Raw genomic sequence first — 24,035 nt, forward strand, 5'->3', positions numbered from 1 at the left:
GCGTCCTTAATCTGCGTAAAGCGCCTCTGCGTGGAAGGCCACGTGATCCTCCATGAAGGTCGAGACGAAAAAGTAGCTGTGATCATAGCCTGGTTGCAGCCGCAGCGTGGCCTGTTGGCGACGCTTTGTAACCGCGTTGGCCAAAGCTTCGGGTTTCAAAAGGTCGATGAACTGGTCATTGGTGCCGGTGTCGACCAGAATGGGGCCGTCAAAGCCTTTTTCAGTCATCATCAGGCTGGCGTCATGGCGCGCCCATGTGGATTCGTCATCCCCCAGATAGCCCTGAAGCTGCTTGCGGCCCCAATCGCTGCCCGCGGGATTGCAGATCGGCGCAAAGGCCGAGACCGAGCGGTAGCGCCCGGGCAGGCCCATCGCCAGCGTCAGCGCACCGTGTCCGCCCATCGAATGGCCGGTGATCGCCTGCCGGTTCATGTCCACCGCAAAATTCTCCCCGATCAGATTGGGCAGTTCTTCTGCAATATAGGTCCACATGTTGAAATTCGGTTTCCAAGGGTCTTGCGTCGCATCCACGTAAAAACCTGCACCTTTGCCCATGTCATAGGCATCGTCGTCGGCCACATCCTCGCCGCGCGGCGAAGTGTCGGGGAAAACCAGCGCGATGCCATGTTCGGCGGCCCAGGCCTGAGCGCCCGCCTTGGTCATGGCGTTTTCGTGGGTGCAGGTCAGCCCCGAAAGATACCACAGCACCGGCACCGGCCCGTCGCGCGCTTCTTCGGGCAGGAACAGGCCAAAGGTCATGTCGCAACTGCAGGCGTCGGAGGCGTGGGAATAGACACCCTGGGTGCCGCCAAAACAGGTGTTTTCGGAAACGGTTTTCATATCGGTGCTCCTTTGAAGGTTAGCGCATGGCTAGCGGGTGGCGGCGCGGGCGGCAAGGACGGGTGCCTCCGGCGGGGACATTTCCGGCCAAAAGACGCGTCAGGCTGCCGTCAGCCAGCCGATGATCAGCGATACGGTGACAATGCTGATGGCGGTCGAGACGAGAATGGCCGCCGACACCCGCTGGGGCGCCACGCCATAGTGCTGCGCCAGCATAAAGATGTTGCCCGCCACCGGCAGCGCTGCGGCCGAGATGATGACGGTGGCCGAGAATGTATCGACCGAGAACAGGAAGATCGCGCCAAAGGCGACAAAGGCCGGGTGCAGCACCAGCTTGCAAAAGCTCAGCCAGCCTGCGACCGACAGCCGTTCGGCGGATTTGCTGGCCAGCGACGCGCCGATGGCGAACAGCGCGCAGGGCGTGGCGGCCGCACCCAGAATGCTGAGGAATTCGTTCATGGGTGCAGGGATCGGGATATGCAACGCGGACCAGACAAAGCCCAGCGTGATCGCCACGATCATCGGGTTTTTCAGCAGTCCGATGGCAACGGCCTTGAAGATGCCAAGACGGATTTCGCCCTCGCGTGCGGCGGTGATCAGGATCACGATCAGCGAGGAGAACACGATCAGGTCAACAGCCAGCGCCAGCACCACGGGGCCGATGGCCGCCTCGCCCAGCAACAGGGTCAGCATCGGCACGCCCAGAAAACCGGTGTTGCCGATGACCGCACATTGCGCCTCGATGGCGGTGACCTCGGTGCTTTGGTGGCGCAGGTAGCCGACGATCGTGGCAATCCCGTAGACAAAGAGCGTGCCCCAAAGATAGGCCGCCACGAGCCGCCCGTTCCAGACTTCGGCCAGTCCAAGGTTGGCGGAAAACCGGAACAGCATGGCCGACAGGGCAAAGTAGAACACGAATTTGGTCAGATAGGCGGTCGCCTCCTGACTGAAAAAACGCGCGCGTCCGGCCCAGTAACCCAGGCCGATCAGCGCGAAAAACGGCAACGTCTTGAGGAAGATGGCCAACATTGGGCACAGGGATAACGTGCCATTTGCAGGCTGTCTATCCGCTGCCGATCAAAACCCCCGCCGCAAAGACCAGCGCGCCGCCCAGAACCACCTGTAAGGTCGCGCGCCAGAAAGGCGTGTCCATGTAGGTTTTCTGAATCCAGGCGATGGCCCACAGTTCGATGAACACCACGACAAAGGCGACCGTCGTTGCAGTCCAGAAGTCGGTGATCAGGTAGGGCAGCGCGTGACCCAGCCCGCCCAGCGTGGTCATGACCCCGGCAGCCAGCCCGCGTTTGATCGGCGAACCGCGCCCCGACAACGCACCATCGTCCGATGCCGCCTCGGTAAAGCCCATCGAGATGCCCGCACCGATGGATGCGGCAAGGCCCACCAGGAATGTGGTCCATGTGTTGTGCGTGGCAAAGGCGGTGGCAAAGATCGGCGCCAGCGTAGACACCGACCCGTCCATCAACCCCGCGAGCCCCGGTTGCACCCATGTCAGGATGAACTGACGGCGCTCGACGGCATCTTCGGTCGCGCGCGCCTGTTCGGTCAGGTGCTGGTCGTGCAGATCCTCGGCGGCCGTCTGGTGGCCTGCTTCGGCGGCGGCCAGATCGCCGAGCAGTTTGCGCGTGTCGGCATCCTGCGTGCGCGCAGCAGCGGCCAGATAGAACCGTTCGGCATCATGCTCCATCGCGGCGGCTTCGGCGCGGATGCGCTCCAGACCCAGGTTATGTGTCAGCCAGACCGGGCGGCGGGCATAGAAACCCGAGACATGCTCGCGCCGGATCAGCGGGATCACCGAGCCAAAGCGGGCGCTGTGCAGGTCAATCAGGCGTTGGCGGTGGGTATCTTCCTCGGCGGCCATGCCATCGAATACAGCCGCGCTTGCCGGGTAATCGGCGCGCAGGCTCTCGGCATAACCGCGATAAATCTGCGCGTCGTCTTCCTCGGAGGAAATCGCCAGCGCCAGAATTTCCTGTTCGTCCAGATCGCGAAACCGTTTGCGGGCAAGGTTGAAGCGCATGGGAGATCTTTCTGCATCTTTATTAGAATGATTCTAATATACGCGACGCCATCCGCTTCACAAGCAAAAGTGAAGTCTTGCGGGAATGTGCTGTGCGAACTGAACCAAGCAGTTTATATCTGGTGCACCCAAGGTAAGAGTCTCATGAACACATACAGTTCCACCATCCGCAAAGGCCGCAAGTTCGATCAGGTTCTTGAAGGCGCGCGGTCGGTGTTCCTGGTGGACGGGTTCGAGGGCGCCAGCGTTGACCAGATCGCCAAGGTGGCGGGCGTGTCCAAGGCGACGCTGTACAGCTATTTCCCCGACAAACGGCTTTTGTTCATGGAGGTCGCCGCAGGCGAATGTCGGCGTCAGTCGCAAGCCGCGGTGGACATGATCAACAGTTGCGGCCATCCGCGCGAGGTTCTGGACCAGGCGGCGCGGCATTTGCTGGCTTTTCTCACCTCGACCTTTGGCCGACAGATGTTCCGCATCTGTGTCGCAGAAAGCGAACGATTCCCCGATCTGGGCCGACAGTTCTATGCCTCGGGTCCGATGGTGATGAAGGGTGAATTGATTCGCTACTTTGAATCCGCCGTGGCGCGGGGCGAGTTGGTGATCGATGATATGCAACTGGCCGCCGATCAGTTCGGCGAGCTGTGCAAGGCCGATTTGTGGCCACGTCTGATCTTTGGCGTCATGGACGGCGTGACCCAACAGGACATCGACCGCGTCGTGACCGGCGCCGTCGAGATGTTCATGGCGCGCTATGGTGCGTGACGGGGTTGGACAATCCTGTTGTATCTGAATCACGTCCCCGCGGCATGATTGGTCGCGGCAAGCGGAACCTGGCGGATGCCACATTTGCAGCAATCCCTGTCAGGTCGTAGAATTCAGGCACAGAACCTTTCGGATCACCGGATTCGCAAATCCGTCCTTCAACCGCAAAGAACGCACAAAATGCCGTCCACCTGCTTTCCGGCAATCATCGGGGTCCTGGCGCTATTGGCGTCGCCTGTCCTGGCTGACGACACGCCACTTTTTGATGAAGAGGGACCGTTTCGACAGGGCGAGGGCTTTGGGACGCCAGCAACCTGCGAAACCATTGCGAATTGGATTGATCGCGTGCCGGACTACAACGGCAGGATCACAATGAACATCACGGGCGCGATCATCGAAAACCATTGGGACGGAGCGCTGGCCTATCTGATCATGTGCGCGCCCGAGGGCATACAGGTCATGTGCGTCACCTATGCCCCGCAGGAAATCACGGGCAAGGAGATCATGTTCGCGGGCGGCTATAACCGCTATTCCGACACGCAGATCCTTCTTGATCCCTGTCTGGTGTATCCGGTGGGCACGGTCTCGGACCTGCGCTGACGGCGCACGCGCAAGATACCTTTCGGTCCATACCCAGCCGGCAGGTTCAGGGGCACAGCGCAGGACCACGCCCCCAAACCATTCACCGTTTGTCGATGATCCGCGCGGCCTTGCCTTCGGAGCGGGCCACGCCGCCCACGTCGGACACCTGCACCTTGACCGAAATGCCGATGATCTGCTTGATCCGGTCCGACAGCGCCTTGGCCGCCGCGTCCCGTGCGTCACCCAGCACCGATGCGTCCGCCACTTCGGCCAGAACGCAAAGCTGGTCCATCCGTCCCGGCTTGGTCAGCTCGATCTGGAAGTGGGGCGCAAGTCCGGCGGTGGCCATCAGGCATTCCTCGATCTGGGTCGGGAAGACGTTGACGCCGCGCAGGATGATCATGTCGTCAGAGCGGCCTGTGATCTTTTCCATCCGCCGCATGCTGCGGGCGGTTCCCGGCAAAAGGCGCGTCAGATCGCGGGTGCGGTAGCGGATGATCGGGAAGGCTTCCTTTGTCAGCGAGGTAAAGACCAGCTCGCCCTGTTCGCCGTCGGCGACCAGTTCGCCGGTCTCCGGGTTGATGACCTCGGGATAAAAATGATCCTCCCAGATGTGCAGCCCGTCCTTGGTCTCGACGCATTCGTTGGCGACACCCGGCCCCATAATTTCGGACAGGCCGTAAATGTCGACCGCGTGCATATCAAAGGCATCCTCGATTTCGCGGCGCATGGCGTTGGTCCAGGGTTCGGCGCCGAAAATGCCGACCTTCATCGAGCAATCGCGGGGGTCCAGCCCCTGGGCGTTGAATTCGTCCAGGATCGACAACGTATAGGATGGCGTGACGGTGATGCCGTCGGGTTTGAAATCCTCGATCAGACGCACCTGGCGCGGTGTCATGCCGCCCGAGATCGGGACGGTGGACAGGCCCAGTTTGTCAGCACCCAGATGGATGCCCAGACCGCCGGTGAACAGCCCGTAACCATAGGCGTTGTGCAAAAGATCGCCGGGGCGCAGGCCCGAGGCGCGCAGGCTGCGGGCGACAACGCTGCCCCAGACATCCAGATCGTTGCGGGTATAGCCGACAACAGTGGGCTGGCCCGTGGTGCCCGACGAGGCGTGAATGCGCGAGACCTGTTCGCGCGGCACGGCAAACATGCCAAACGGGTAGTTGTCACGCAAATCCTGTTTCACGGTAAACGGAAACTTGGACAGGTCCGACAGGCTGTGCAGATCGTCGGGGTGTACGCCCGCAGCGTTAAAAGCCTGTTTGTAATGCGGAACGTTCGTATAGGCGTGGTTCAGCGACCATTTCAGCCGCGTAAGCTGCAAGGCCGAGATTTCATCGCGCGAGGCAAGCTCGATCGGATCAAGGCTTGCCTTGTCCGGTGTCAGGTCTTTCATGTGTTGCCCTCCTCCTCAGGGAAAATCTGGCCTTTGATCGTGCGCGACAGGCCGCGAAACAGCGCCAGCGTGGTGCCGTCGCTTGCGGTCACAGTCACGTCATAGATGCCCGACCGTCCGGTACGCGACACCTCGACCGCGCGGGCGGTCAGGGTGTCGTTCGGCTGGCCGGGGGCCAGGTAGGTGATCTGGTTCTGCTGCGCGACGGTGCGCTGGTTGTAGGTGTTGCAGGCAAAGGCAAAGGCGCTGTCAGCCAGCGTGAAGATATAGCCACCGTGGCAAATGCCGTGCCCGTTCAACATGGTGTCGTTGACCGGCATGGTCAAAGTGGCCTGCCCCGGTGCGATTTCGGTGATCGTCATGCCCAGCGTCTGGCTGGCGGTATCGCCTTGCAGCATCTCGCGGGCACTGCGTTCGGCGCGGTCTTGCGGGGTCATGGATCACCTCATGTTTCCAAGTTTAGTCAAGTTGCCTGCAAACTGTAACGCTTTCAAGTCTCATGCCGTTGAAGGGGCTTGATTTGCGCGGTTTTCAACGCAACTGTTATAGCATGACATTGCACACGCCACCCCCCGTCAATCTGCGCGAGATGCCCAGCCCACAGGTGGCGTTCCAGCGCCCCGAATTGGCGCTGATCCTGTCGCTCTATGGCCGGATGGTGGCGGCAGGCGAATGGCGTGACTACGGGATTTCCTGTCTGCGCGACGTTGCCGTGTTTTCCGTGTTCCGCCGCACCGCCGAACATCCGATGTACCGCATCGAAAAGCGCCCCAAACTGCGGGGCAAACAGGGCATGTATGCGGTAATCGGCATGGACGGGCAGATCTTGCGACGCGGTGCGGACCTGAAAACCGTGCTGCGTGTGCTGGAGCGCAAACTGATCCGCGCGGTCGAGTGAGATCGCACGCGTGTTTGGGGGCTCTGCCCCCGGCGCTGCGCGCCTCCCCCGGAGTTTTCTGGCAAGATGAAATCAGAGGCGTTTGTGCGCTGTGCGTCCGCTATCTGATTGTTCGATACGGGCCAGCGCGTCGCTGATCGGTTCGAAGGTTGTGGACATATGGTGCGCATTGGCATGGATCAGGGTATTGGCGTCATAGACCAGCGCGACGTGACCTTTCCAGAAGAACAGATCGTTGCGCTGGGGCGGGGTGCCTTCGGGCAGGGTGGTGCCCAGGTTGCGCGCCTGTTGGTCGCTGTCGCCGTCGCAGGGGATGTTGCAGGCCAGGCAGGCGGCCTGAACAAGGCCTGAACAATCGATGCCGGTGCCCGAGTTGCCGCCCCACAGGTAGGGCGTGCCAATGAATAGCGCGGCGATGGCGGCGGGATCGTCGTGCCATTGCCCTTCGGGCGCAATGTGCTGCTTGGGAATGAATCCTGCGGTGGTTTCGATGAACTTCGGCGTTTCGGACAGCGCCGTCAGGCGGCTGCCAAAGCTGAGCGCCACCCGGTCTGGCGACTTCATGTCAGCGCGCGCATAGGCGTGGCTGGCGCGGGCGATGATGCGGTGGGTGTGTGGCGTGGCCTCGGCCAGCGCCGCGGTGGGCACAAAGCCTATGTAGCCGTCCCGGTCAGCACGGACATAGCTGTGCCCGTCCTGTGCGCCCAAAACAGTGACCGGATCGCCGTAGACCAGCTGCCGGTCGCGGATGCCATTCGGGGCGTCCAGCAGGTCGGTCAGCGCCACACCGATCTGCGCAGGTGCGCTGCTGTCGACCCACGCGGGATTGGGCGTGCTGCGACGGTCGGTCATAGTTTGAGCACCGCAGGCAGTGCCGCAAGCAGTGCCCGCGTACCTTGGCCCAAGCCGCCCTTGGGACGGGCGGGCGCTTCGGACGGTTGCCAGCCGTAGATGTCGAAATGCATGTAGCGGGGCGTGTCGGTGACAAAGCGGCGCAGGAACAGGGCAGCGGTGATCGACCCGGCAAAGCCGCCCTTGGGCGCGTTGTCCAGATCGGCGATGCCGGGTTCGATCATCGCCTCGTAGGGGGCGTGGAACGGCATCCGCCAGACCGGATCGCTGACCGCCTCAGCGGCTTGTTCCAAGGCCGTGACCAGCGACAGATCGTCGACATAGTAGGGCGCCAGATCCGGCCCCACGGCGACACGGGCGGCACCGGTCAACGTGGCCATCGACACGATTAGGTCGGGCTTGCCCTCATCCGCCAGCGCCAGCGCGTCGGCCAGAACCAGACGGCCCTCGGCGTCGGTGTTGTTGATCTCGACCGTCAGCCCCTTGCGCGAGGTCAGGATATCCTGCGGGCGGAAGGCATTGCCTGCGACCGAATTTTCCACCGCAGGGATCAGCACGCGCAATTGCAACGGCAGTTCAAGCGCCATGATCATGCGGGCCAGGCCCAGCACCGCGGCCGCCCCGCCCATGTCCTTTTTCATCAGGCCCATCGACGCACCCGGCTTCAGGTTCAGCCCGCCGGTGTCGAAACACACGCCCTTGCCCACCAGCGTCAGCTTTGGACCCGCCGTGCCCCAGGTCATGTCGATCAGGCGCGGCGCGCGGTCGGCGGCGCGGCCAACAGCGTGGATCATGGGAAAGTTGTCGGTCAGCAGGTCGTCGCCAACGGTCACTGTCATATCCGCGCCAAAGTCTTCGGCCAGTTGCTTGGCCGCTGCCTCAAGGTCCGGCGGCCCCATGTCGGAGGCGGGCGTGTTGATCAGATCGCGGGTCAGCGCCTCGCCCGCAGCGATGGCCTCGATACGGGTTGAATCGACGCCCTCGGGTGCGATCAGCAACGCGCGGGCCGGGCTCTGGGCGCAGTAGCGGTCAAACCGATAGGAGGCCAGCAGCCAGCCCAGGGCCTCGGCCTCTAGCGCGCTGGCGGACAAATCACCGCGCAGATCATAGGTGCCGGCGGGCAATTTGGGCAGCGCGGCCGCCACATGGAACCGCCCGCGCCCGCGATCCGTGGCAGAGCCATAGCCGACAGCGGCCAGTTGCACCGCCCCGTCCATGTCAGGGATCACCAGCGCCTGCCCGATCTTGCCGGCAAAGCCCGTGGTTTCGGCCCAGGCCTGTGCAGGCGCGTCCAGCGACGCCAGCCAGTCGGCACAGGTGTCTTCGGGAACGACGATCAGCGGAATGGCGGTGTCGGTGCGTGTGAATGTGGACTGGGTCAGGGGCATGTGCGCAACCTTGTTAGGAGATTGCGCACAACCTAACGGGCCTGCGGCGGCCCGCAAGCCCTGCCTGACCTAAAGCGTGATGTCCTGCAGGTCCCAGACCGCCGTCAGCGACCCTTCGCCGGTGCGCATCAGCCGGTTCACCGTGGCGGCCAGCGCCACCGTGTCCTTGCGATCGATGCAATAGGTTACGTCGCCCGCCACCCGGGCCAGCACATCCATGCCGATCTGTTCGGCGATGGCGATCAGTGACCGCGCGCTTTTGCGCAGGCCCGCATGATCGTCCGTGCGAAACAGCCGCTCGCAATGCGACATGCGCAGCGCCAGCTCTTCCATGGCGCGACACAGGATATCTTCGGCAGACACCTCGCCCATTTCGGCATACAGCGCACCCAGTCTGGCGTTGTTGACGGCCACAGGTTCGGATGGATTGATTTTAGTCACATAGCTCATGTCTCGGTCACCCCTTGATGGACCCCCACGGCCCTTTGCGCACCTTAGGGCTTTACGGGTTTGCATTTGGTTGACATGCGGTGGGGCAGGCGACGATTTTCTCTCGAAATTCAGAACAATTCGCTGTATCGCGGGCCTCACCCGCCCCGAGGCTCAAGTGAGAGGACCGTTACAGATGCATAATGTGAAGCCACTGCCCAGCTATCTGCTGCAACGCTATAATGGGTGGAAAGCCACCGGATATGCCGACAATCAGGCCTGGTATCGCCGCTTGGCCAACGAAGGGCAGCGCCCGCGTGCAATGATGATCTCGTGCTGTGACAGCCGCGTGCACGTCACGTCGATCTTTGGCGCGGACCAGGGCGAATTCTTTATCCACCGCAATATCGCCAACCTTGTCCCGCCCTACGAGCCGGACGGCGACCATCACGGCACATCTGCCGCGGTCGAATACGCGGTGACAGTTCTGAAAGTGGCGCATCTGATCGTGATGGGTCATTCGAACTGTGGCGGCGTCAAAGGATGCATCGACATGTGTCAGGGCAAAGCGCCCGAGCTGGAAGAAAAAACCAGCTTTGTGGGCCGCTGGATGGATATCCTGCGTCCGAAATACGATCTGGTCGCGGATGAGACGGACCCGCAGGTGCAAATCCAGCAGCTTGAGAAACACGCGGTTGTTGCGTCGCTCGAAAACCTGCTGACCTTCCCCTTTGTGGCCGATCGCCTGAAATCGGGTGAGTTGACGATGCACGGGCTGTGGATGGACATCGGCGAGGGCGGGTTGGAGTATTACAACCATCAGGACAAGAAGTTCCTGCCGGTCTCGACAATCTGAACCCCAAGAAAAAAGCGGCGATGCCTCCCACAGCATCGCCGCTTTTGAATTTATGTTCCATGCGCGTCCGGCCTGTCTGGGGACTGCACCCGGCGGAGCGCAAAGCAACCGCCGCAGTACCCTGGGCCTGACCTTGAACAGCCGACGCCGGTCCACCCCTGAACCGATATGGCAGCTGACAATCATCGTTTTTGATTGAAGGCATGTGAACTATGGTTCGAAAGCGCGTCCGCTTGCGGCGGCTTTCGCCAAGTGCGCTTTTGCGGCACTGGCTGGTCGGCTCCCCCCGGAGCCGCATCGAAATCAGACTCCCCCCGGAGCCGTAGTTACCTGTGGCCGTTGTCCCATGTCCCCACACGGGCGGCCGATGTCAGCGGGATGCTGTCGCGTCGCAATGCGTTACATCCGTCGACAGAAACACCATAGCCCGACAGGTGTTAAGGATTGTTTGCGCCAATCGTTAAACAGCGCGGTTAGTTTGTGAGAATTTCAAATAGTTAATTGGAATCAACATCTTACCGTATATATGCCGGACAAAACAAATCCTCCGGCCTTGTGTTTTCTCGGCTGCTCAGGCCGACTGTGGTTAACAGCGGGGTAAGCTTTGCAACGCGCACATCCGGTCAGCGCAGGATTTTCCCCTCGGGCCAGCTCATATCCACCTCCAGCGTCACATTCGATTCGTCACCGGGGGCCACTGTCAAGTCCCACATCAGGACCCCTTTGCGGTCCTCGTGGTCGGTGACGGTGGGGGCAGGTTGCGCGCTCCAGTCGATCTCAAGGTCTTCCTGCTCGGACACCGGCACACGGTCGAACAATTCGACCCGCCACGGTTTCGCGCCCGTGTTCTCGATGTCGATGCGCGTCGCTTCGGTGATCTCGTTGGACCGCGAGATGATGCCCCGGTCGCCTTCGTTGCGGTTCAGGCGCACACGGTTCAGGCGCAGGGTTTCGATGGGGCCAAAGGCGATATCGACCTCTTGACCGGGTGCTACGGGGGCAAAGTTGAATTGCCCGACCATCTGCCCATCCACAAAGGCGGTGGCAAGGTCGGTGCCCAGCAGCTGTTCCTGCGTGGTGTTGGTCATACGCGCCATGCGGTAGGCAACGCTGTCGCTCAGCGGCACCGCGCGGGCGTAGACGTCGGCGTCAAAACCGACCTTGTCCAGCGCGATACGGACGTCGTCGGCACCGTTGGCCACGCTGACGGGCAGGGGAAAGGCATATTGAACGCTGGGACCATCCAACATTGCGACGGCCATGGCCGGTTCCTGTATGGTCTCGGGCACTGGCGACGGTGGCGCCATGTCAGCGGCTGCCCCCAACGCCGCTTCCGCGTTCATGCGGGCCTTGGGTTTGGCCGGGTCCTCGATACGTCGTAGGTCCGAATAGATCGTTCCGGGCCACGTCTGGCCACTGGGTTGGACCGTCGCAAGTGTCATCGACACGTCGCCCCAATCCTCGCCGCTGTACTGCCGCACGGCCGCGCCGCGTTCCAGTTCCACAGATGACGTGTCGCCCGTTGTCAGGCGCAGGTTATAGACCGGGGCCCAGGCGGCATCATCCACATGATAGCTGACCTCGACCGTCGCCTCGCCCGCGGCCTGCGCGGTTGCGGTCAGGGTCAGGCGGGTGCGGTCCTGATCGGCCGTCAGCAACGCATCCAGCGCGGCCTGTGCGTCAGCCACATCCTCGGTGCGGTCCTTGCGTTCTTCCATCAGGATGCGGATCGACGTTTGCGCCTGTCCGGCGACCTGACCTGCCACAAGGGTCTGATCCCCGATCATCTGTGCCAGTTCGCGCAGGGTCGCCACATCCATCGGCAGCGCCTCGGAGGTGCCAAGCGCGGTCAGGAAATCGGTCTGGGCCTTGGCCGCCTGCACGGCCACCTGCGCCAGCGCAATACGGTCATCCAGCGCGCCCAACGCGGTTTCCGCCGCCTTCAACGCATCCCGCGCGGCGGTCACTTCGGGTGTGTCCTGATCGGGGCCGGGGGGCTGGTTGCGGTCGCGGAACGACACCGACTGCAATTGCGCACCCGCCAGCTTGACCGAAATGCGGCCCGGATCGACGTTTTGCGGCAGGTCGGGCAGCACCAGGTCATGGGTGCCCTGCGGCAACGTCACCGTGGCCGTGCGTGTCACTTGCGCGCCATAGGGATAGACCGTCACGGCGCTGGGCGCGCTGTCGACGGTCAGCGTGTCAGCCCACAGCGCCAGCGGGGCCAGTAGGGCAGAAAGGGAAACGACGGGGGCTAAAATGGCAAAGCGCATATCGGGGACCTTTTGAAAATCAATGGGTCCAGCGTGCAAAAGCAGCGCCCAAAAGAAAAGGGGCGCCGTGCAGCGCCCCTTGAAATCTGTACATATTTCGGCGGAATTCAGCCCTTTTTCAAAATCCGCTGGCCCAGCACTTCGGCGATCTGAACCGCGTTCAGGGCGGCGCCCTTGCGCAGGTTGTCGCTGACGCACCACAGGTTCAGACCGTTGTCGATGGTGCTGTCCTGACGGATGCGGCTGATGAACGTGGCAAAGTCGCCAACGCATTCAACCGGCGTGACATAACCACCGTCTTCGCGCTTGTCGATCACCATGACACCGGGTGCCTCACGCAGGATATCGCGGGCTTCGTCCTCGTCCAGGAACTCTTCGAACTCGATGTTAATCGCTTCCGAGTGGCCGACAAAGACCGGAACCCGCACGCAGGTTGCCGTGACCTTGATGGACGGGTCGACGATTTTCTTCGTCTCCGCGACCATCTTCCACTCTTCCTTGGTCTCGCCCGAGTCCATGAACACGTCGATGTGCGGGATCACGTTGAACGCAATCTGCTTGGTGAACTTGCGCGCAGGCTTGTCATCGGTGGGGTTGTACATCGACTTGGTCTGGTCCCACAGCTCGTCAATGCCTTCTTTGCCCGCACCGGATACCGACTGGTAAGTGCTGACAACAACGCGCTTGATGCGTGCACGGTCGTGCAACGGCTTCAGCGCCACGACCATCTGTGCAGTCGAACAGTTGGGGTTGGCGATGATCTTGCGCTTGACGGCCAGTTCGATGGCCTCGGGGTTCACCTCGGGCACGATCAGCGGAATGTCAGCGTCGTAGCGATAGAGCGACGAGTTATCAATGACATAGCAGCCCGCCTTGGCGGCAATGGGCGCGTATTTCTTGGTCGCTTCCGATCCTACCGCGAACAACGCAATGTCCCAGCCCGTGAAATCGAACGTATCGAGATCCTTCGTCTTGAGTGTCTTGTCGCCAAAGCTGACCTCCGTGCCCAACGACTTGCGGCTGGCCAGAGCGGTGATTTCATCCACCGGGAACTGGCGTTCTGCCAGGATGTTCAGCATTTCGTGGCCCACGTTTCCGGTGGCGCCAACGACGACGACGCGATAACCCATTGCGATTCTCCATTATTGGGTGCTTGGCGTCCATATACCGCTTGGTCCCCCGTTGAAAGGGGCACGCGCCCGCCTTTCAGGCGGTGTTGTCGCGGGAAAACAGGTAGACGGCCAGACCGGCGACCAAAGCCAGCCCGAAGAACCCGAAAATCGCCGCATAGGGTGCCGCCACATCGCCGCCCTGCGCGCCTGCGTGCAGCCGTCCAGAGGCGAATTGCATCAGCCCGACACCGCCGATGCCAAAGAGGTTCAGCAGGGTCACGCCACGCCCGGTCAGATGGGGCGGCACAAAGCTGCGACCGTGGGCGATCATGACCGGGAAGGACGCTCCGAACAGGCCTACGGCACACATCAGTGCCACGGCAGTCCACATGCCGGGCTGTGGCAACGCCCACAGGGTCAGCACCACGGCGGCGGTCAGCGCATTGCCGGTAAAGTTCACCCATTTGCGGCTGCCCACCAGCCGGTCGAGCGGGCCATACATGACCACGCCCGCGATCATCGCCAGGCCCATCATAAGTGTCGCCATGCCGATCTGGGACTGGCTGGCGTCAAAGACATCGCGCAGATAGGGGCCGATCCACAGCCCGCGGATGGCTCCGGCGGGGGCATAGTGGACGAAGGTCAGCGGCAGGATCAGCCACAGCACCGGCATTTTCAGCAGGTCGAACACCGATCCACGCAGATCGCTCTCGGGCTTGGCGGGGTCGCGCACGGTCAGCGCCACGCCTATGGCCACTGCTGCCGACAATGAAGCCAGCCCGCCCATGGACGCGCGCCAGCCGATCATCTCTGCGGACATGGCCATGGGGTAGGATGCGATCAGATTGCCCACGGTTCCAACGCCGACCATCAACGCCGCCAGCGTGGCAAATTGCAGGGGCGGAAATTCGCGGGCGAAAATGTAATAGGATGCCATCAGCACCGGCGAACAGCCGATCCCGATCAGCACCATGGCAATGTCGATGTGCACCGCGTTTGTCGCCATCGCGAACAGCGCTGCCCCGCCACCGCCGCCCACAAGCAGCAAAGTGGCTGCAGTGCGCCGCGGGCCGATGGTGTCCAGCGCCCAACCGACAGGAAGCTGCATGGCAGCAAAAGACAGGAACCAAAGGCCCGAAGCAAAGGCCAGATCATCCGGTGTCAGGCCCAGATCGCTTTCAAGCGGACCGGCCAACACCGCAAGAAAGGCGCGAAAAAATTGGCTCAGCACATAGGCCAGCGCCAGAAGAAACAGTCCGGAACGCATGGTACGGCCTTTCAAGCTTTGGTGAAGCTTGGTTACACGGACACCACGCCCGTGCAAGAGTGGGTATAAGGGCAAGCATGCCGCGAGAGCAGAAAGCGAGAGACCGGATGAGCGACTTCTATGATCAGCTGCCCCTGCAGGACGCCTTTGCCAAGCTGTCAGATCAGTCGCTTTATACGCCGTTGCCCGATGACTGGGTGGTGGGTGCATCAGATATCGTGGGGTCCACGCAGGCGATTGCCGAAGGGCGTTACAAGACGGTCAACATGATCGGCGCCGCGGTGATCTCGGCGCAGATCAACCTGGCAAAAGGACGTGCGTTTCCTTTCATCTTTGGCGGCGACGGGGCGGCCTTTGCCTGTCCGGCCGAACATGCCGACGCAGCGGCGCAGGCATTGTCCGAGGTGCGTGTCTGGGCCGCCGAGGAATTCGGCCTGACCCTGCGCGTGGCAATGGTGCCGGTGGCCGCGATCCGCAGCGCGGGACGCGACGTCGCTGTGGCACGGTATCAGGCCGCACAGGGTGTGGATTACGCCATGTTCACCGGTGGCGGGATCAGCTGGGCCGAGGCCGAGATGAAGCGCGGTCAGTTCGACCTGCCCCATGCACCTGCAGGCACCCAGCCTGACCTGACCGGCCTGTCCTGCCGCTGGAGCCAGATGAAGGCGCGCAACGGGCAGATCCTGTCAATCTTGATCCAGCCGGAAGAAGGCGCGGATGACACAGCCGTCGCGGCCTTGATCCGGGATGTGTTGAAAGTGGTCGGCGATCTGGAGCGCAACGGTCACCCCGCACCCGTCGACGGACCCGGTGCAGGCTGGCCACCCGCAGGCGCCGAGATCGAGGCCCGCGCCACCCATGGCAAAATGACCGTGGCCAAACGCAAGCGGCAGATCCTGTTCGAGAGCTTCCTGGCCTGGGTGCTGATCAGGACCGGCCTGAAAATCGGCGGCTTCGATGCGCGCAGCTATGCCCGGTCCGTCGGGGAGAATGCGGACTTTCGCAAGTTCGACGACGGGTTGAAGATGACGCTGGACTGTGACGACGCCACCGCGGCGCGGTTGACGGACATCCTGGAAAATGCCCGCAAGGCAGGTACGATCCGCTATGGGATGCACAGCCAGAGCGAGGCGATGATGACCTGCATCGTGCCCTCGATGATGCGTGACGATCACGTGCATTTCATCGACGGGGCGGCGGGCGGCTATACTCAGGCTGCAGCGCAGATCAAGGGCGGCAGCATCTGAGGCTGCCGCCGGGTTTTGATGCTTTTATCCAGAACAATTGGGGATTTGGCTCACTTGACCCAGCGCTTTGCCGAGGCGCGGGCGGCGTTGGCCAGCAGTGAAGCGTCAATGCTGACGGCAACAAAGCGTGCGCCGGCCTCTATGGCGGCGGTCAGCACGGCCTCGTCACCGCTGAGGATTCCGGGAGCTTTGCCCGCTGCGGCGATCCGGCGGGTGGCGTCCAGGATAACCTCCATCACGTCGGGGTGGCTGAGCTGGCCCATGTATCCCAGGTCGGCAGACAGGTCGGCGGGGCCAATGAACACGCCGTCAATGCCGTCGATGGTCAGGATTTCGTCCAACGCGGCCAGACCGGCGCGGTTTTCCACCTGCACCAGCAGGCAAGTCTGGTCGTCCGCCGTCTGGCCGTAGTCGGGGATGCCGCCAAAGCCTGCGGCGCGGGTGCTGGAATAGCCGACACCACGATTGCCGAAGGGCGGGTATTTCATCGCGCGCACCAGTTGGCGCGCCTGCTCGGCGCTTTCGACCATGGGGACCAGCACGGTTTGTGCGCCCACGTCCAGCACCTGTTTGATCATCCACGTCTCGCCCGATGGCACGCGCACGGCGGCGTGCGACGGCGACGCCTCAAGCGCCATAAGCTGGTTGCGCAGGTTCGAGATGTCATAGGGTGTATGCTCGCCGTCGATCAGCAGCCAGTCAAAGCCCATGGTGCCCATCAGTTCGGTCGTGTTGACCGTGCCAAGGCTGAGCCACGATCCGATGACGGTTTCACCGTTGGCGAGGGCTTGTTTGAACGTATTGATCGGGGCTGGCATCGGTTTCTCCTCCGGGGTGTATGCGAGGCGCACCTTAGAGCGCGCCTTGCAACTTTGACCAGAGCGAGTTGGCAGGTCAGATCACCTTGATCACGTCCTTGCCCACCGCCAGCATATATCCGCGCCGCGCAATGTTCTTGACCAGCAGTTCGCTGACGATCTGGTTGCCCAGCGTGTCGCGCAGACGCTTGATGCGGGTGGCCCCTGCGGCTTCTTCGCAATCCGACGCATCGCGGCCCGAGATGATCGCCTCGATCTCGACGCCGGACAGCACGTCGTCGTCCATCCGCGCCTCGGCCAGGATCGACATGGTTTCCATCGCCGCGTCGGTCAGCTTGAAGCCAAGGTTGTTCAGGTAAACGGTGTTTTCCTCGCGGCTGATCAGCAGCGAATTCACCTCGATGCCCGCGCGTTCGATCTGCTTCAGGCTGCGCCCCATGACGACCAGCATCACCAGAAACACCAGTGCGGCCACCAGCATGGCGGTCGCAAAGGTCAGCAGAACGAAGATGATGAACCGGTAACTGGTCAGTGTGTCGGAAAAGGCGGTGCCCGACTGCGCGAGGATCTCAAGCAGTTTGATCTCGGACTGGCTGGTCAGGTCGGCGTTTTCGACAAAGATCCGCTCGACCTGGGCGTTAAAGGCACCGGCGTCGGGCAGGGTCAGGAACAACACGATGGCGGCCGCCAGCAGGATCGCGACAATCGCCGCGATCCCGCCCAGCACCAGCCGCTCGCCGGTCTGGCGCATTTCAGAAGCGGAGGAAATATTGTCCGGCACTGTCTTTCCTTTGATCAAGGCCTTCGGGGCCGAACACAGACATGATCTGCAACAACGTCCAGCCGCTGGCGGCCAGACGGTTCTTCAGCTCGGCCTGCGCCGCACCACGGTCACAGGCCGACACCTGCGCCACACCGTAATGCAGGCGCAAGGGGTTGTCCTTCTTTGCCTTGTAATCGGCAAAGCAATCGGCGGCCTGGGCCGCCACCGGTGCGGCCAGAAGGGCGGCACAGGCAAGGGAAAGGAGAATGTGTTTCATGATGCGACTGTGCGCCTTGCGCGCGCGATATTCAATAACAACAGGGGTTTCGGACGGCTGATATTGGATAACAACGGGCTGTTATTGTGTGACCGGGGGCTGGAGACCCATCCTTGATCCACGGTTCAGCCATGCAGGCCGGGCCACCAAAAACAAAATCCTGTCTGAAAGGAATACGTCATGCCGGTTTTCACACCTCGGTCCCTGCACCGCAAGTTCATCGCCCTCGTCGCGGGCTTGTCCATCGCCATCACCGGTCTGTCCGCCGCGCCTGCGGCCGCCGATCAGGATGACACCGCCCGCGCGCTGGCTGCCATCCTGGGCCTCGCGATTGTGGGCGCGGTGATCCACAATTCCCGCAAGGATGATAACGTGACGCGCTATGACAACCACCGACCCTATGATCGCCCCGGTTACCGTCCCCATGACCGCCCCGGTTATCACCCGCTGCCGCCGCGCCCGCGTCCGTTGCCGCCGCGCGCGGACAATCGCAAGCTTTTGCCCCAGGCCTGCCTGCGCACCTTCCAGACCCGTCAGGGCAAGATCAACGGGTTCGGCGGCAAATGCCTGTCGAGCAACTATCGCTATACCAACAGCCTGCCCCAGGCCTGCGCACTGCGCTTTCGCGACCAGTACGGATTTGGCAAGGGCTATGACGCGCAATGTCTGCGTCACCGTGGCTACCAATTGGCCCGCCGCTAACAAAGGCGGAGTCATGACCGGGGATGGGTCCCTGTTTCCGGTCTAACTTGGGGGAGGGTGTTCGGGCACCTTCCCCCTTTTTACGTCAGGTGGTCAAAGCGACCACATATGCGTGGCGTATGGCGGCGTGCACATCGCGTGATGCCACCGCGTCGCCCAAAAGGTGGACTACGCCGTTGAACGCGTCCGAAGCTTTCAGTTCGTGATAAAGTTCGTTTAGCGCTTGTGTTCCGCGTTCGACCACGATCTGGTCGGTCTCGATGGTGTGTAAATGGCCGCTGAAACAGTGCACAAAAGTCGCCCTGAGCCGCGCCCCCGCTTGCTCGACGCGCAGCAGGTCCAGATCACCCAGGATTTGAATCCCCTGCTCGGCAAAGCGTTTCCGAAAGCCGGTGCCGTCTTGATAGGGCATTTCCTGCCCGACCACGCCATCGCTGGTGGCAAAGGTGACGCTGCTGCCCGATTTTCTGGCCAGCAACGCACAGGAGGGGGCTGGCGCGCGGCCAGTGCCATCGTGGATCAGAACCTCGGCGGCGGGTGGTAAGGTGCCAGACAGGAAGTCCCAGGTGTTCTGGCAGAAATCCGCGCCCTCGATCTGTCCAAGGTCGGGCAGGCCGCCGGTGGCGACAAATACCGTGTCCGGGTTTTCGGCCAGCACGTCCTGCAAATCTGCATAGCAGTTGGTGCGCACCTCGACCCCAAGCCGTGCGAGTTCGGCAATGCGCCAGTCGACGATGCCAATCATGTTGGCCCGTTCGGAGGCGCGCGCCGCCAGACGCAACTGCCCTCCCAATTGCGACGCCGCCTCAAGCATTACGACAGCATGACCACGCAGTGCAGCGACCCGCGCAGCCTCCAGCCCGGCAACACCCCCGCCAACAACAACGACGCGGCCCGGCGTTTCTGCCGGTGTGACGGTATGGGGGATTTTCAACTCGTTGCCGGTGGCCGCGTTGTGGATGCAGGTCGCTTTTTTGTACAGGCAGTAAGAGGAGCCGACGCAGGGGCGAATGGTGTCTTCCGTCCCGTTCAGCAGGTGTTGCACCAGATGCGGATCGGTCAGGTGTGCGCGGGTCATGCCGACCAGATCGACAATGCCTGCGCGGATGGCATGGCGGGCGGTGGCGGTGTCGCGGATGCCCCCTGCGTGGATCACCGGAAGGTTCACTTCCTTGCGGAACTGTTCGACCGACGACAGGTAGGGCGCATCGGGTTGGAACATGCCCGGCATGTTGTCCTCGGACAGGATCAGGTCGCTGTCCATCCGCCCGTAAATCGCATCAAAGAAATCAAGCAATCCTTCGCGCTCGAACATCTGCGCCAACGCGATACCGTCGTCGGCGGTCAGCCCGCCGGGTGTGCCTTCGTCGATGACCAGACGGATGCCAACGGCAAAGTCGGCCCCGACCGCGTCGCGGATTGCTTCATGAACCATCAGCCCGAAACGGGCGCGGTTTTCCAACGATCCGCCAAATGCGTCGGTGCGCTGGTTGGCAAGGGGCGACATGAACTGACCGATCAGATGGCCCCCGCACAGGGTTTCCACACCGTCCAGCCCGCCGTCCTGCGCGCGTTTGGCGGCGCTGGCGTAGTCGGAGATCACCCGGTCGATGTCGTCACGGTCCATTTCGCGCGGAAAGCTGCGGCTGCGCACTTCGCGGATGGGCGAGGGGGCTATCACGGGGGTCCAGTCGCCGTGGAATGCATTGGCCCGACGGCCCAGATGCGAAATCTGGGTCATCACCGCGGCACCTTGGCCGTGCACCCGCGACGACAGGTTTTGCAGATAGGGGATGATGCGGTCGCTGCTGAAATCCAGCTGTCCGCCGCCCCAGCTGGAATCGCGTGAGACCATGGCGCTGCCGCCGATCATCGTCATGGCCAGCCCGCCGCGCGCCTTTTCCTCGTGATAGGCCTGGTAGCGGTCGCCGGGCATACCGCCGTCGTCATTCATCGACGCGTGGCTGGTGCTGACGATCCGGTTGCGCAAATGCACCTTGCCCAATGTGAACGGGGACAACAGCGGATCGTTGGCGTTGGGTGCGGTCATGGCGGAATTCCTGATCTGGCAATCTCCAGCATGACCCGCGCGGGATACCTCATAAAGCTTGAAAAAACAGGAAACCCCTATACGCTCAGCGTATGACCGAGCTGGCCCGCCTGATCACGTCGCCAAAGTCGCTGCTGGTGTTCGAGACGGTCGCACGCCACGGCAGCTTTACGCGCGCGGCCAAGGATTTCAACATTTCGCAGCCCTCGATCAGCCGCAATATCGCGCAGCTTGAACAGGACGTCGGTGTGCCATTGTTCGTGCGCGGTGCGGGCGGTGCTCGTCTGACCGATGCGGGACGCGTGCTGTATGCTGCCACCAGCGAGGGGCTGGGACGTATCGGAGAGGCGGTCGAAACCCTGCGCGCGCAAGCTGGCGCAACCGAGAGCGAGGTGGTCCTGTCGCTGTCCAACGCTTTTGTCACCAACTGGCTGGGGGCACGGCTGGCGGCCATGTCCGAGCAGTTTCCCCAAGCGGTGCTGCGCTTTGATCTGGTGGCAGGCACGCGCAAGTCCGTGGCAGGCGAGGTGGACCTGGCCACCCTGATCACCGAGGCAGGGCCTGATGACATCGTTCTGGCGCCCGAGGTGATCGTGCCGGTTTGCAGCCCCGAATATCTGGCGTCGCATGGTGGGATGTTGCCCGGGGACCCTGCGCGGCTCAGGGCGGGCCATACATTCTTGCACCTGTCGGACCATCCGCGCACGATATGGGACCCGTTTCTGGGCAAGAACGCCATGGCGCGCGGCGAAGCGGTCTGGCACGGGTTTTCGGACTATGCCGCGATCATTCAGGCCGCGACGGACGGCACCGGGATTGCATTGGGCTGGCTGAACGTTGTCGCAGGCAGCCTGCGCAGCGGCCGGCTGGTCCCTGCATGGCAAGGGCGCTGGATCGATACTGGGCGTGTGATCCGGCTGCAATCAACGCGGCCGGGGCCGATGCGCCCGCTGGCACGCGAGATTGCGCGCTGGCTGTGTGATCGTATGGCCGAAGATCTGGAGGCGGTCGCAAGTCTGGGCGCGGGCCCGGAAACCTTGGGTCAAAGCGCAGCAGATTGTGTCATTCAGGACCGGTATTCGGTAGAATAAACCATACACTTCGGACCATAATGGCAGCGGCACGAAGCATGTTTCTCGTGTCTGTTAGAGTTCAGGACAGGAAGCGTGACATGCAGGCCAAAAGCGGTACCGTGAACGAACAGATGGTAAAAAAGTCTTCGGGCAGTGCCGCCAGCGCCGCGCGGTACAAGGCGTTCATGTCACGATCGATGCCCGCCGACGAAGAGCGGTTGATGCTGGACACCTACGAGGCGACGATCCGACCGATCACCCTGGCCGATCGCCCATTGATGCACGAGCTGACAGTGGCAGTGTTCTGGCCGCACCGTGCGCATGATCTGGATGCGTTTCTGTCATTGGGTAAAGGATATATCGCGCTGGATGAAATCGGCCGCCCAATCGGGTCTGCGATGTATTTTCCGATGGGGTCCGACTTTGCGATGTTCGGCATGATGGTGACAACACCACGCTTGCAGGCCTTGGGTGCGGGCGGTCGGTTGCTGCGGCGTATTCTGAAAGATTGCGAAGGTCTGGACCTGCGGCTTTCGGCCACGAAATCAGGCTTTTCCCTGTATGAATCCGCAGGGTTCGAGACCGTGGGACTCATCTGGCAGCAACAAGGCGTGGTGCGGTCCATTCGCATGCCGAAGCTTGCGCAGGGTCTGAGCCTGCGCAAGCTCGAAGCATCGGACCGCGCGGCGATCCATGCGCTGGACAGCCATGCCTATGGGGCGAACCGGCCCGAGGTTCTTGATGCCATGGTCGATCTTTCGACAGGTGTCGTGGTGGAACGCGATGGCGCGGTTTGCGGTTTTGCGATGATGCGTCCCTTTGGCAAGGGGATCGTGATCGGACCGGTTGTTGCAGAAGACGACCAGATGGCGATGTGCCTGTGTGCACCGCTGATCCAGCAATGCGAAGGCCGCTTTGTCCGTTTGGACACGCCCCAGCAAAGTGAACATTTCAAGGCGTTCCTGTCCGCTGCGGGCATGGGTGTTTACGACACGGTGACCGAAATGCACCTGGGCGGGTTTCGACGTGCCACGGAAAATGCGCAAACCTACGGTCTGTCGTCGCATTCCCTGGGTTAGGACAGGGGCGCGTGCCGCCCCCGTCGGTTTTCAGGACAGACGGTCCTTCAGGCCAAACCACAGTCCCACCATGGGCAGAAACCACGGTTTGCCGCTGTGCATCGGGATGCTGGGCCAGTCCAGGCCCGCCAGCGGGTTGGTGTCCTGGCGGCCCATCGCCATATCGGCCAGCGCCTGACCGATCAGCGTGGACATCTGCGCGCCGTGGCCGGAATAGCCCATGCCATAGATCATCCCGTCTGCCTCGCCCGCGCGGGGGAAACGGTCCTTTGTCATGCCGACAAGGCCGCCCCAGCAATAGTCGATCTGCACGTCCCCCAGATGCGGGAAAATCTGCGCCATCGAACGGCGCAGGATCTCGCCCGATTTGGCATCCGACTGCTGGTCGGACACCGCCGAGAACCGCGCACGACCGCCAAACATCAGGCGGTTGTCCGGCGACAGGCGGAAGTAGTTCCCGATGTTCATCGACGTGACACAGGTACGGTTGCCCGGCAGGGTGGCGGCGATTTCAGCCGGGGTCAGCGGACGGGTGGCAATGATGAAAGACCCCACCGAAATAATCCGTCGCCGGAAATAGGCCAGCGGCTTTTTCGCATAGGCCCCTGAATAGGCACCGGTCGCGGCAATGACACGGTCGGCGGTGATCTTGCCCTTGGGTGTGGTCAGCTCCCAGCGCGATCCGCTGCGTTGGCGATCTGTGACCGGCGCACGCTCCCAGATCAGCGCCCCGTGGCGGTGGGCGGCTTCCGCCAACCCGTTCACATAGCGCCCCATGTGTATCATCGCCGATTTTTCGTAGATCATCCCGCCGTGAAATGAATCCGAGCCGATTTCCCTTGGCAAGTCGGCCTTGTCGACCCAACGTGTGTCGGGGTCGATCTCTTGGTTCAGTTGTTCAAAACTGGCCCGCAGACCGGCGACATGCGACGGTTTCGACGCCAGTTTCAGCTTGCCCGAGCGACGAAAGTTGCAGTCGATATTCTCCTCGGCAATGACGTCCTCGATCATGTCGATCGACCTGTCGTATGCCTTGTAGATCGCATGCGCGCGGTCGGCGCCAAAGTGGACCTTGGCCTCGGAATATCCGTGCGCCATGCCATTGTTCAGATGGCCACCGTTGCGCCCCGAGCCACCCGCGCCGATGTGGTCGGCTTCCAGCAGGGCGACGCTGACACCTTCACGGGCCAGCTTGCGGGCGGCATTCAGCCCGGTGAATCCGCCGCCGATCACGGCGACATCGACGTGGCCGGCGACAGGGCCGGTCTGCGCATCGCCAAACGGCGTGGCTGTGTCGTGCCAGTATGACATGTATTTCATGATATGT

Annotated in this window: 24 protein-coding genes; 8 read left to right on the forward strand and 16 right to left on the reverse strand. The window is 62.2% G+C overall.

Annotated elements, in window-relative coordinates; genetic code table 11:
• Nucleotides 1-6: 6 nt before the first annotated feature.
• The 3 genes from fghA to mbfA form a co-directional block, all read right to left on the reverse strand.
• A complete protein-coding gene (gene fghA / locus BUC08_RS13605; protein ID WP_037922999.1) occupies nucleotides 7-840 on the reverse strand; it encodes an S-formylglutathione hydrolase in 834 nt (277 codons plus the stop codon).
• Nucleotides 841-939: 99 nt separating this feature from the next.
• Nucleotides 940-1,869, reverse strand: coding sequence for an AEC family transporter (locus BUC08_RS13610; RefSeq protein WP_037923002.1), 930 nt, complete (start codon nucleotides 1,867-1,869; stop codon nucleotides 940-942).
• Nucleotides 1,870-1,903: 34 nt separating this feature from the next.
• Complete coding sequence (gene mbfA / locus BUC08_RS13615; protein ID WP_037923003.1) at nucleotides 1,904-2,878, reverse strand: iron exporter MbfA; 975 nt, start codon at nucleotides 2,876-2,878, stop codon at nucleotides 1,904-1,906.
• 144 nt (nucleotides 2,879-3,022) lie between these two features.
• On the opposite strand from mbfA, the gene BUC08_RS13620 reads away from it, so the two are divergent.
• On the forward strand, nucleotides 3,023-3,640 hold the full coding sequence (locus BUC08_RS13620) for a TetR/AcrR family transcriptional regulator (RefSeq protein WP_037923004.1): 618 nt from the start codon (nucleotides 3,023-3,025) through the stop codon (nucleotides 3,638-3,640).
• A 180-nt stretch (nucleotides 3,641-3,820) separates the two neighbouring features.
• Nucleotides 3,821-4,240 (forward strand): hypothetical protein, encoded by a 420-nt coding sequence (locus BUC08_RS13625; protein ID WP_051694003.1) that lies wholly within the window; start codon nucleotides 3,821-3,823, stop codon nucleotides 4,238-4,240.
• Between the two features lie 82 nt (nucleotides 4,241-4,322).
• Here the strand turns inward: BUC08_RS13625 and paaK are convergent, their stop codons facing one another.
• Together paaK and paaI are read right to left on the reverse strand one after the other, a co-directional pair.
• Entirely contained in the window at nucleotides 4,323-5,624 is a 1,302-nt protein-coding gene (gene paaK / locus BUC08_RS13630) for a phenylacetate--CoA ligase PaaK (protein WP_037923005.1), read from the reverse strand.
• Nucleotides 5,621-6,061: a hydroxyphenylacetyl-CoA thioesterase PaaI gene (paaI, locus tag BUC08_RS13635; RefSeq protein WP_037923006.1), complete on the reverse strand. Its 441-nt coding sequence runs from the start codon at nucleotides 6,059-6,061 to the stop codon at nucleotides 5,621-5,623. The genes paaK and paaI overlap by 4 nt, the downstream gene beginning before the upstream one ends.
• 113 nt (nucleotides 6,062-6,174) lie before the next feature.
• Between paaI and BUC08_RS13640 the strand changes: the two genes are divergently transcribed.
• A complete protein-coding gene (locus BUC08_RS13640; RefSeq protein WP_028955428.1) occupies nucleotides 6,175-6,522 on the forward strand; it encodes a DUF2794 domain-containing protein in 348 nt (115 codons plus the stop codon).
• A 72-nt stretch (nucleotides 6,523-6,594) separates the two neighbouring features.
• Here BUC08_RS13640 and BUC08_RS13645 read toward each other — a convergent pair whose 3' ends face one another.
• The 3 genes from BUC08_RS13645 to BUC08_RS13655 form a co-directional block, all read right to left on the reverse strand.
• On the reverse strand, nucleotides 6,595-7,374 hold the full coding sequence (locus tag BUC08_RS13645; RefSeq protein ID WP_037923007.1) for a C40 family peptidase: 780 nt from the start codon (nucleotides 7,372-7,374) through the stop codon (nucleotides 6,595-6,597).
• Nucleotides 7,371-8,762, reverse strand: coding sequence for a leucyl aminopeptidase family protein (locus BUC08_RS13650; protein WP_051694005.1), 1,392 nt, complete (start codon nucleotides 8,760-8,762; stop codon nucleotides 7,371-7,373). The genes BUC08_RS13645 and BUC08_RS13650 overlap by 4 nt, the downstream gene beginning before the upstream one ends.
• Before the next feature lie 69 nt (nucleotides 8,763-8,831).
• The gene (locus BUC08_RS13655) at nucleotides 8,832-9,212 is read right to left on the reverse strand and encodes a hypothetical protein (protein ID WP_037923009.1); all 381 of its coding nucleotides are present in this window, start codon (nucleotides 9,210-9,212) and stop codon (nucleotides 8,832-8,834) included.
• Between the two features lie 175 nt (nucleotides 9,213-9,387).
• Between BUC08_RS13655 and BUC08_RS13660 the strand changes: the two genes are divergently transcribed.
• Nucleotides 9,388-10,047 carry a carbonic anhydrase gene (locus BUC08_RS13660; protein WP_037923010.1) on the forward strand — a complete coding sequence of 220 codons (660 nt, stop codon included), beginning with the start codon at nucleotides 9,388-9,390 and terminating at the stop codon, nucleotides 10,045-10,047.
• Between the two features lie 623 nt (nucleotides 10,048-10,670).
• Here BUC08_RS13660 and BUC08_RS13665 read toward each other — a convergent pair.
• The 3 genes from BUC08_RS13665 to BUC08_RS13675 all read right to left on the reverse strand — a co-directional run bounded on the left by BUC08_RS13665 (nucleotide 10,671) and on the right by BUC08_RS13675 (nucleotide 14,699).
• Nucleotides 10,671-12,320 (reverse strand): DUF4139 domain-containing protein, encoded by a 1,650-nt coding sequence (locus BUC08_RS13665; protein ID WP_037923011.1) that lies wholly within the window; start codon nucleotides 12,318-12,320, stop codon nucleotides 10,671-10,673.
• 107 nt (nucleotides 12,321-12,427) lie between these two features.
• Nucleotides 12,428-13,450, reverse strand: coding sequence for an aspartate-semialdehyde dehydrogenase (locus BUC08_RS13670; protein WP_028955422.1), 1,023 nt, complete (start codon nucleotides 13,448-13,450; stop codon nucleotides 12,428-12,430).
• A 76-nt stretch (nucleotides 13,451-13,526) separates the two neighbouring features.
• A complete protein-coding gene (locus BUC08_RS13675) occupies nucleotides 13,527-14,699 on the reverse strand; it encodes an MFS transporter (RefSeq protein ID WP_037923013.1) in 1,173 nt (390 codons plus the stop codon).
• Nucleotides 14,700-14,806: 107 nt separating this feature from the next.
• Between BUC08_RS13675 and BUC08_RS13680 the strand changes: the two genes are divergently transcribed.
• On the forward strand, nucleotides 14,807-15,946 hold the full coding sequence (locus BUC08_RS13680; protein WP_051694007.1) for a DUF3095 domain-containing protein: 1,140 nt from the start codon (nucleotides 14,807-14,809) through the stop codon (nucleotides 15,944-15,946).
• A gap of 50 nt (nucleotides 15,947-15,996) precedes the next feature.
• Here the strand turns inward: BUC08_RS13680 and BUC08_RS13685 are convergent, their stop codons facing one another.
• From BUC08_RS13685 to BUC08_RS13695, 3 genes are all read right to left on the reverse strand, one after another.
• A complete protein-coding gene (locus BUC08_RS13685; RefSeq protein ID WP_037923018.1) occupies nucleotides 15,997-16,764 on the reverse strand; it encodes an HpcH/HpaI aldolase family protein in 768 nt (255 codons plus the stop codon).
• Between the two features lie 76 nt (nucleotides 16,765-16,840).
• Nucleotides 16,841-17,515 carry a winged helix-turn-helix domain-containing protein gene (locus BUC08_RS13690; RefSeq protein ID WP_037914801.1) on the reverse strand — a complete coding sequence of 225 codons (675 nt, stop codon included), beginning with the start codon at nucleotides 17,513-17,515 and terminating at the stop codon, nucleotides 16,841-16,843.
• 1 nt (nucleotide 17,516) lies between these two features.
• Nucleotides 17,517-17,804 carry a hypothetical protein gene (locus tag BUC08_RS13695; RefSeq protein WP_037923019.1) on the reverse strand — a complete coding sequence of 96 codons (288 nt, stop codon included), beginning with the start codon at nucleotides 17,802-17,804 and terminating at the stop codon, nucleotides 17,517-17,519.
• Nucleotides 17,805-17,984: 180 nt separating this feature from the next.
• Between BUC08_RS13695 and BUC08_RS13700 the strand changes: the two genes are divergently transcribed.
• Nucleotides 17,985-18,506 carry a hypothetical protein gene (locus tag BUC08_RS13700; RefSeq protein WP_037923029.1) on the forward strand — a complete coding sequence of 174 codons (522 nt, stop codon included), beginning with the start codon at nucleotides 17,985-17,987 and terminating at the stop codon, nucleotides 18,504-18,506.
• Nucleotides 18,507-18,591: 85 nt separating this feature from the next.
• Here BUC08_RS13700 and BUC08_RS13705 read toward each other — a convergent pair whose 3' ends face one another.
• Nucleotides 18,592-20,556 carry an oxidoreductase gene (locus tag BUC08_RS13705; RefSeq protein WP_037923030.1) on the reverse strand — a complete coding sequence of 655 codons (1,965 nt, stop codon included), beginning with the start codon at nucleotides 20,554-20,556 and terminating at the stop codon, nucleotides 18,592-18,594.
• 92 nt (nucleotides 20,557-20,648) lie between these two features.
• On the opposite strand from BUC08_RS13705, the gene BUC08_RS13710 reads away from it, so the two are divergent.
• Nucleotides 20,649-21,647, forward strand: coding sequence for a LysR family transcriptional regulator (locus BUC08_RS13710; RefSeq protein WP_051694009.1), 999 nt, complete (start codon nucleotides 20,649-20,651; stop codon nucleotides 21,645-21,647).
• A gap of 80 nt (nucleotides 21,648-21,727) precedes the next feature.
• The gene (locus tag BUC08_RS13715) at nucleotides 21,728-22,708 is read left to right on the forward strand and encodes a GNAT family N-acetyltransferase (protein ID WP_051694011.1); all 981 of its coding nucleotides are present in this window, start codon (nucleotides 21,728-21,730) and stop codon (nucleotides 22,706-22,708) included.
• A gap of 30 nt (nucleotides 22,709-22,738) precedes the next feature.
• Here the strand turns inward: BUC08_RS13715 and BUC08_RS13720 are convergent, their stop codons facing one another.
• The gene (locus tag BUC08_RS13720; protein ID WP_037923032.1) at nucleotides 22,739-24,028 is read right to left on the reverse strand and encodes an NAD(P)/FAD-dependent oxidoreductase; all 1,290 of its coding nucleotides are present in this window, start codon (nucleotides 24,026-24,028) and stop codon (nucleotides 22,739-22,741) included.
• Nucleotides 24,029-24,035: the final 7 nt, after the last annotated feature.

The sequence above is a fragment of the Pseudosulfitobacter pseudonitzschiae genome (assembly GCF_900129395.1).
Taxonomy (GTDB): Bacteria; Pseudomonadota; Alphaproteobacteria; order Rhodobacterales; family Rhodobacteraceae; genus Pseudosulfitobacter; species Pseudosulfitobacter pseudonitzschiae.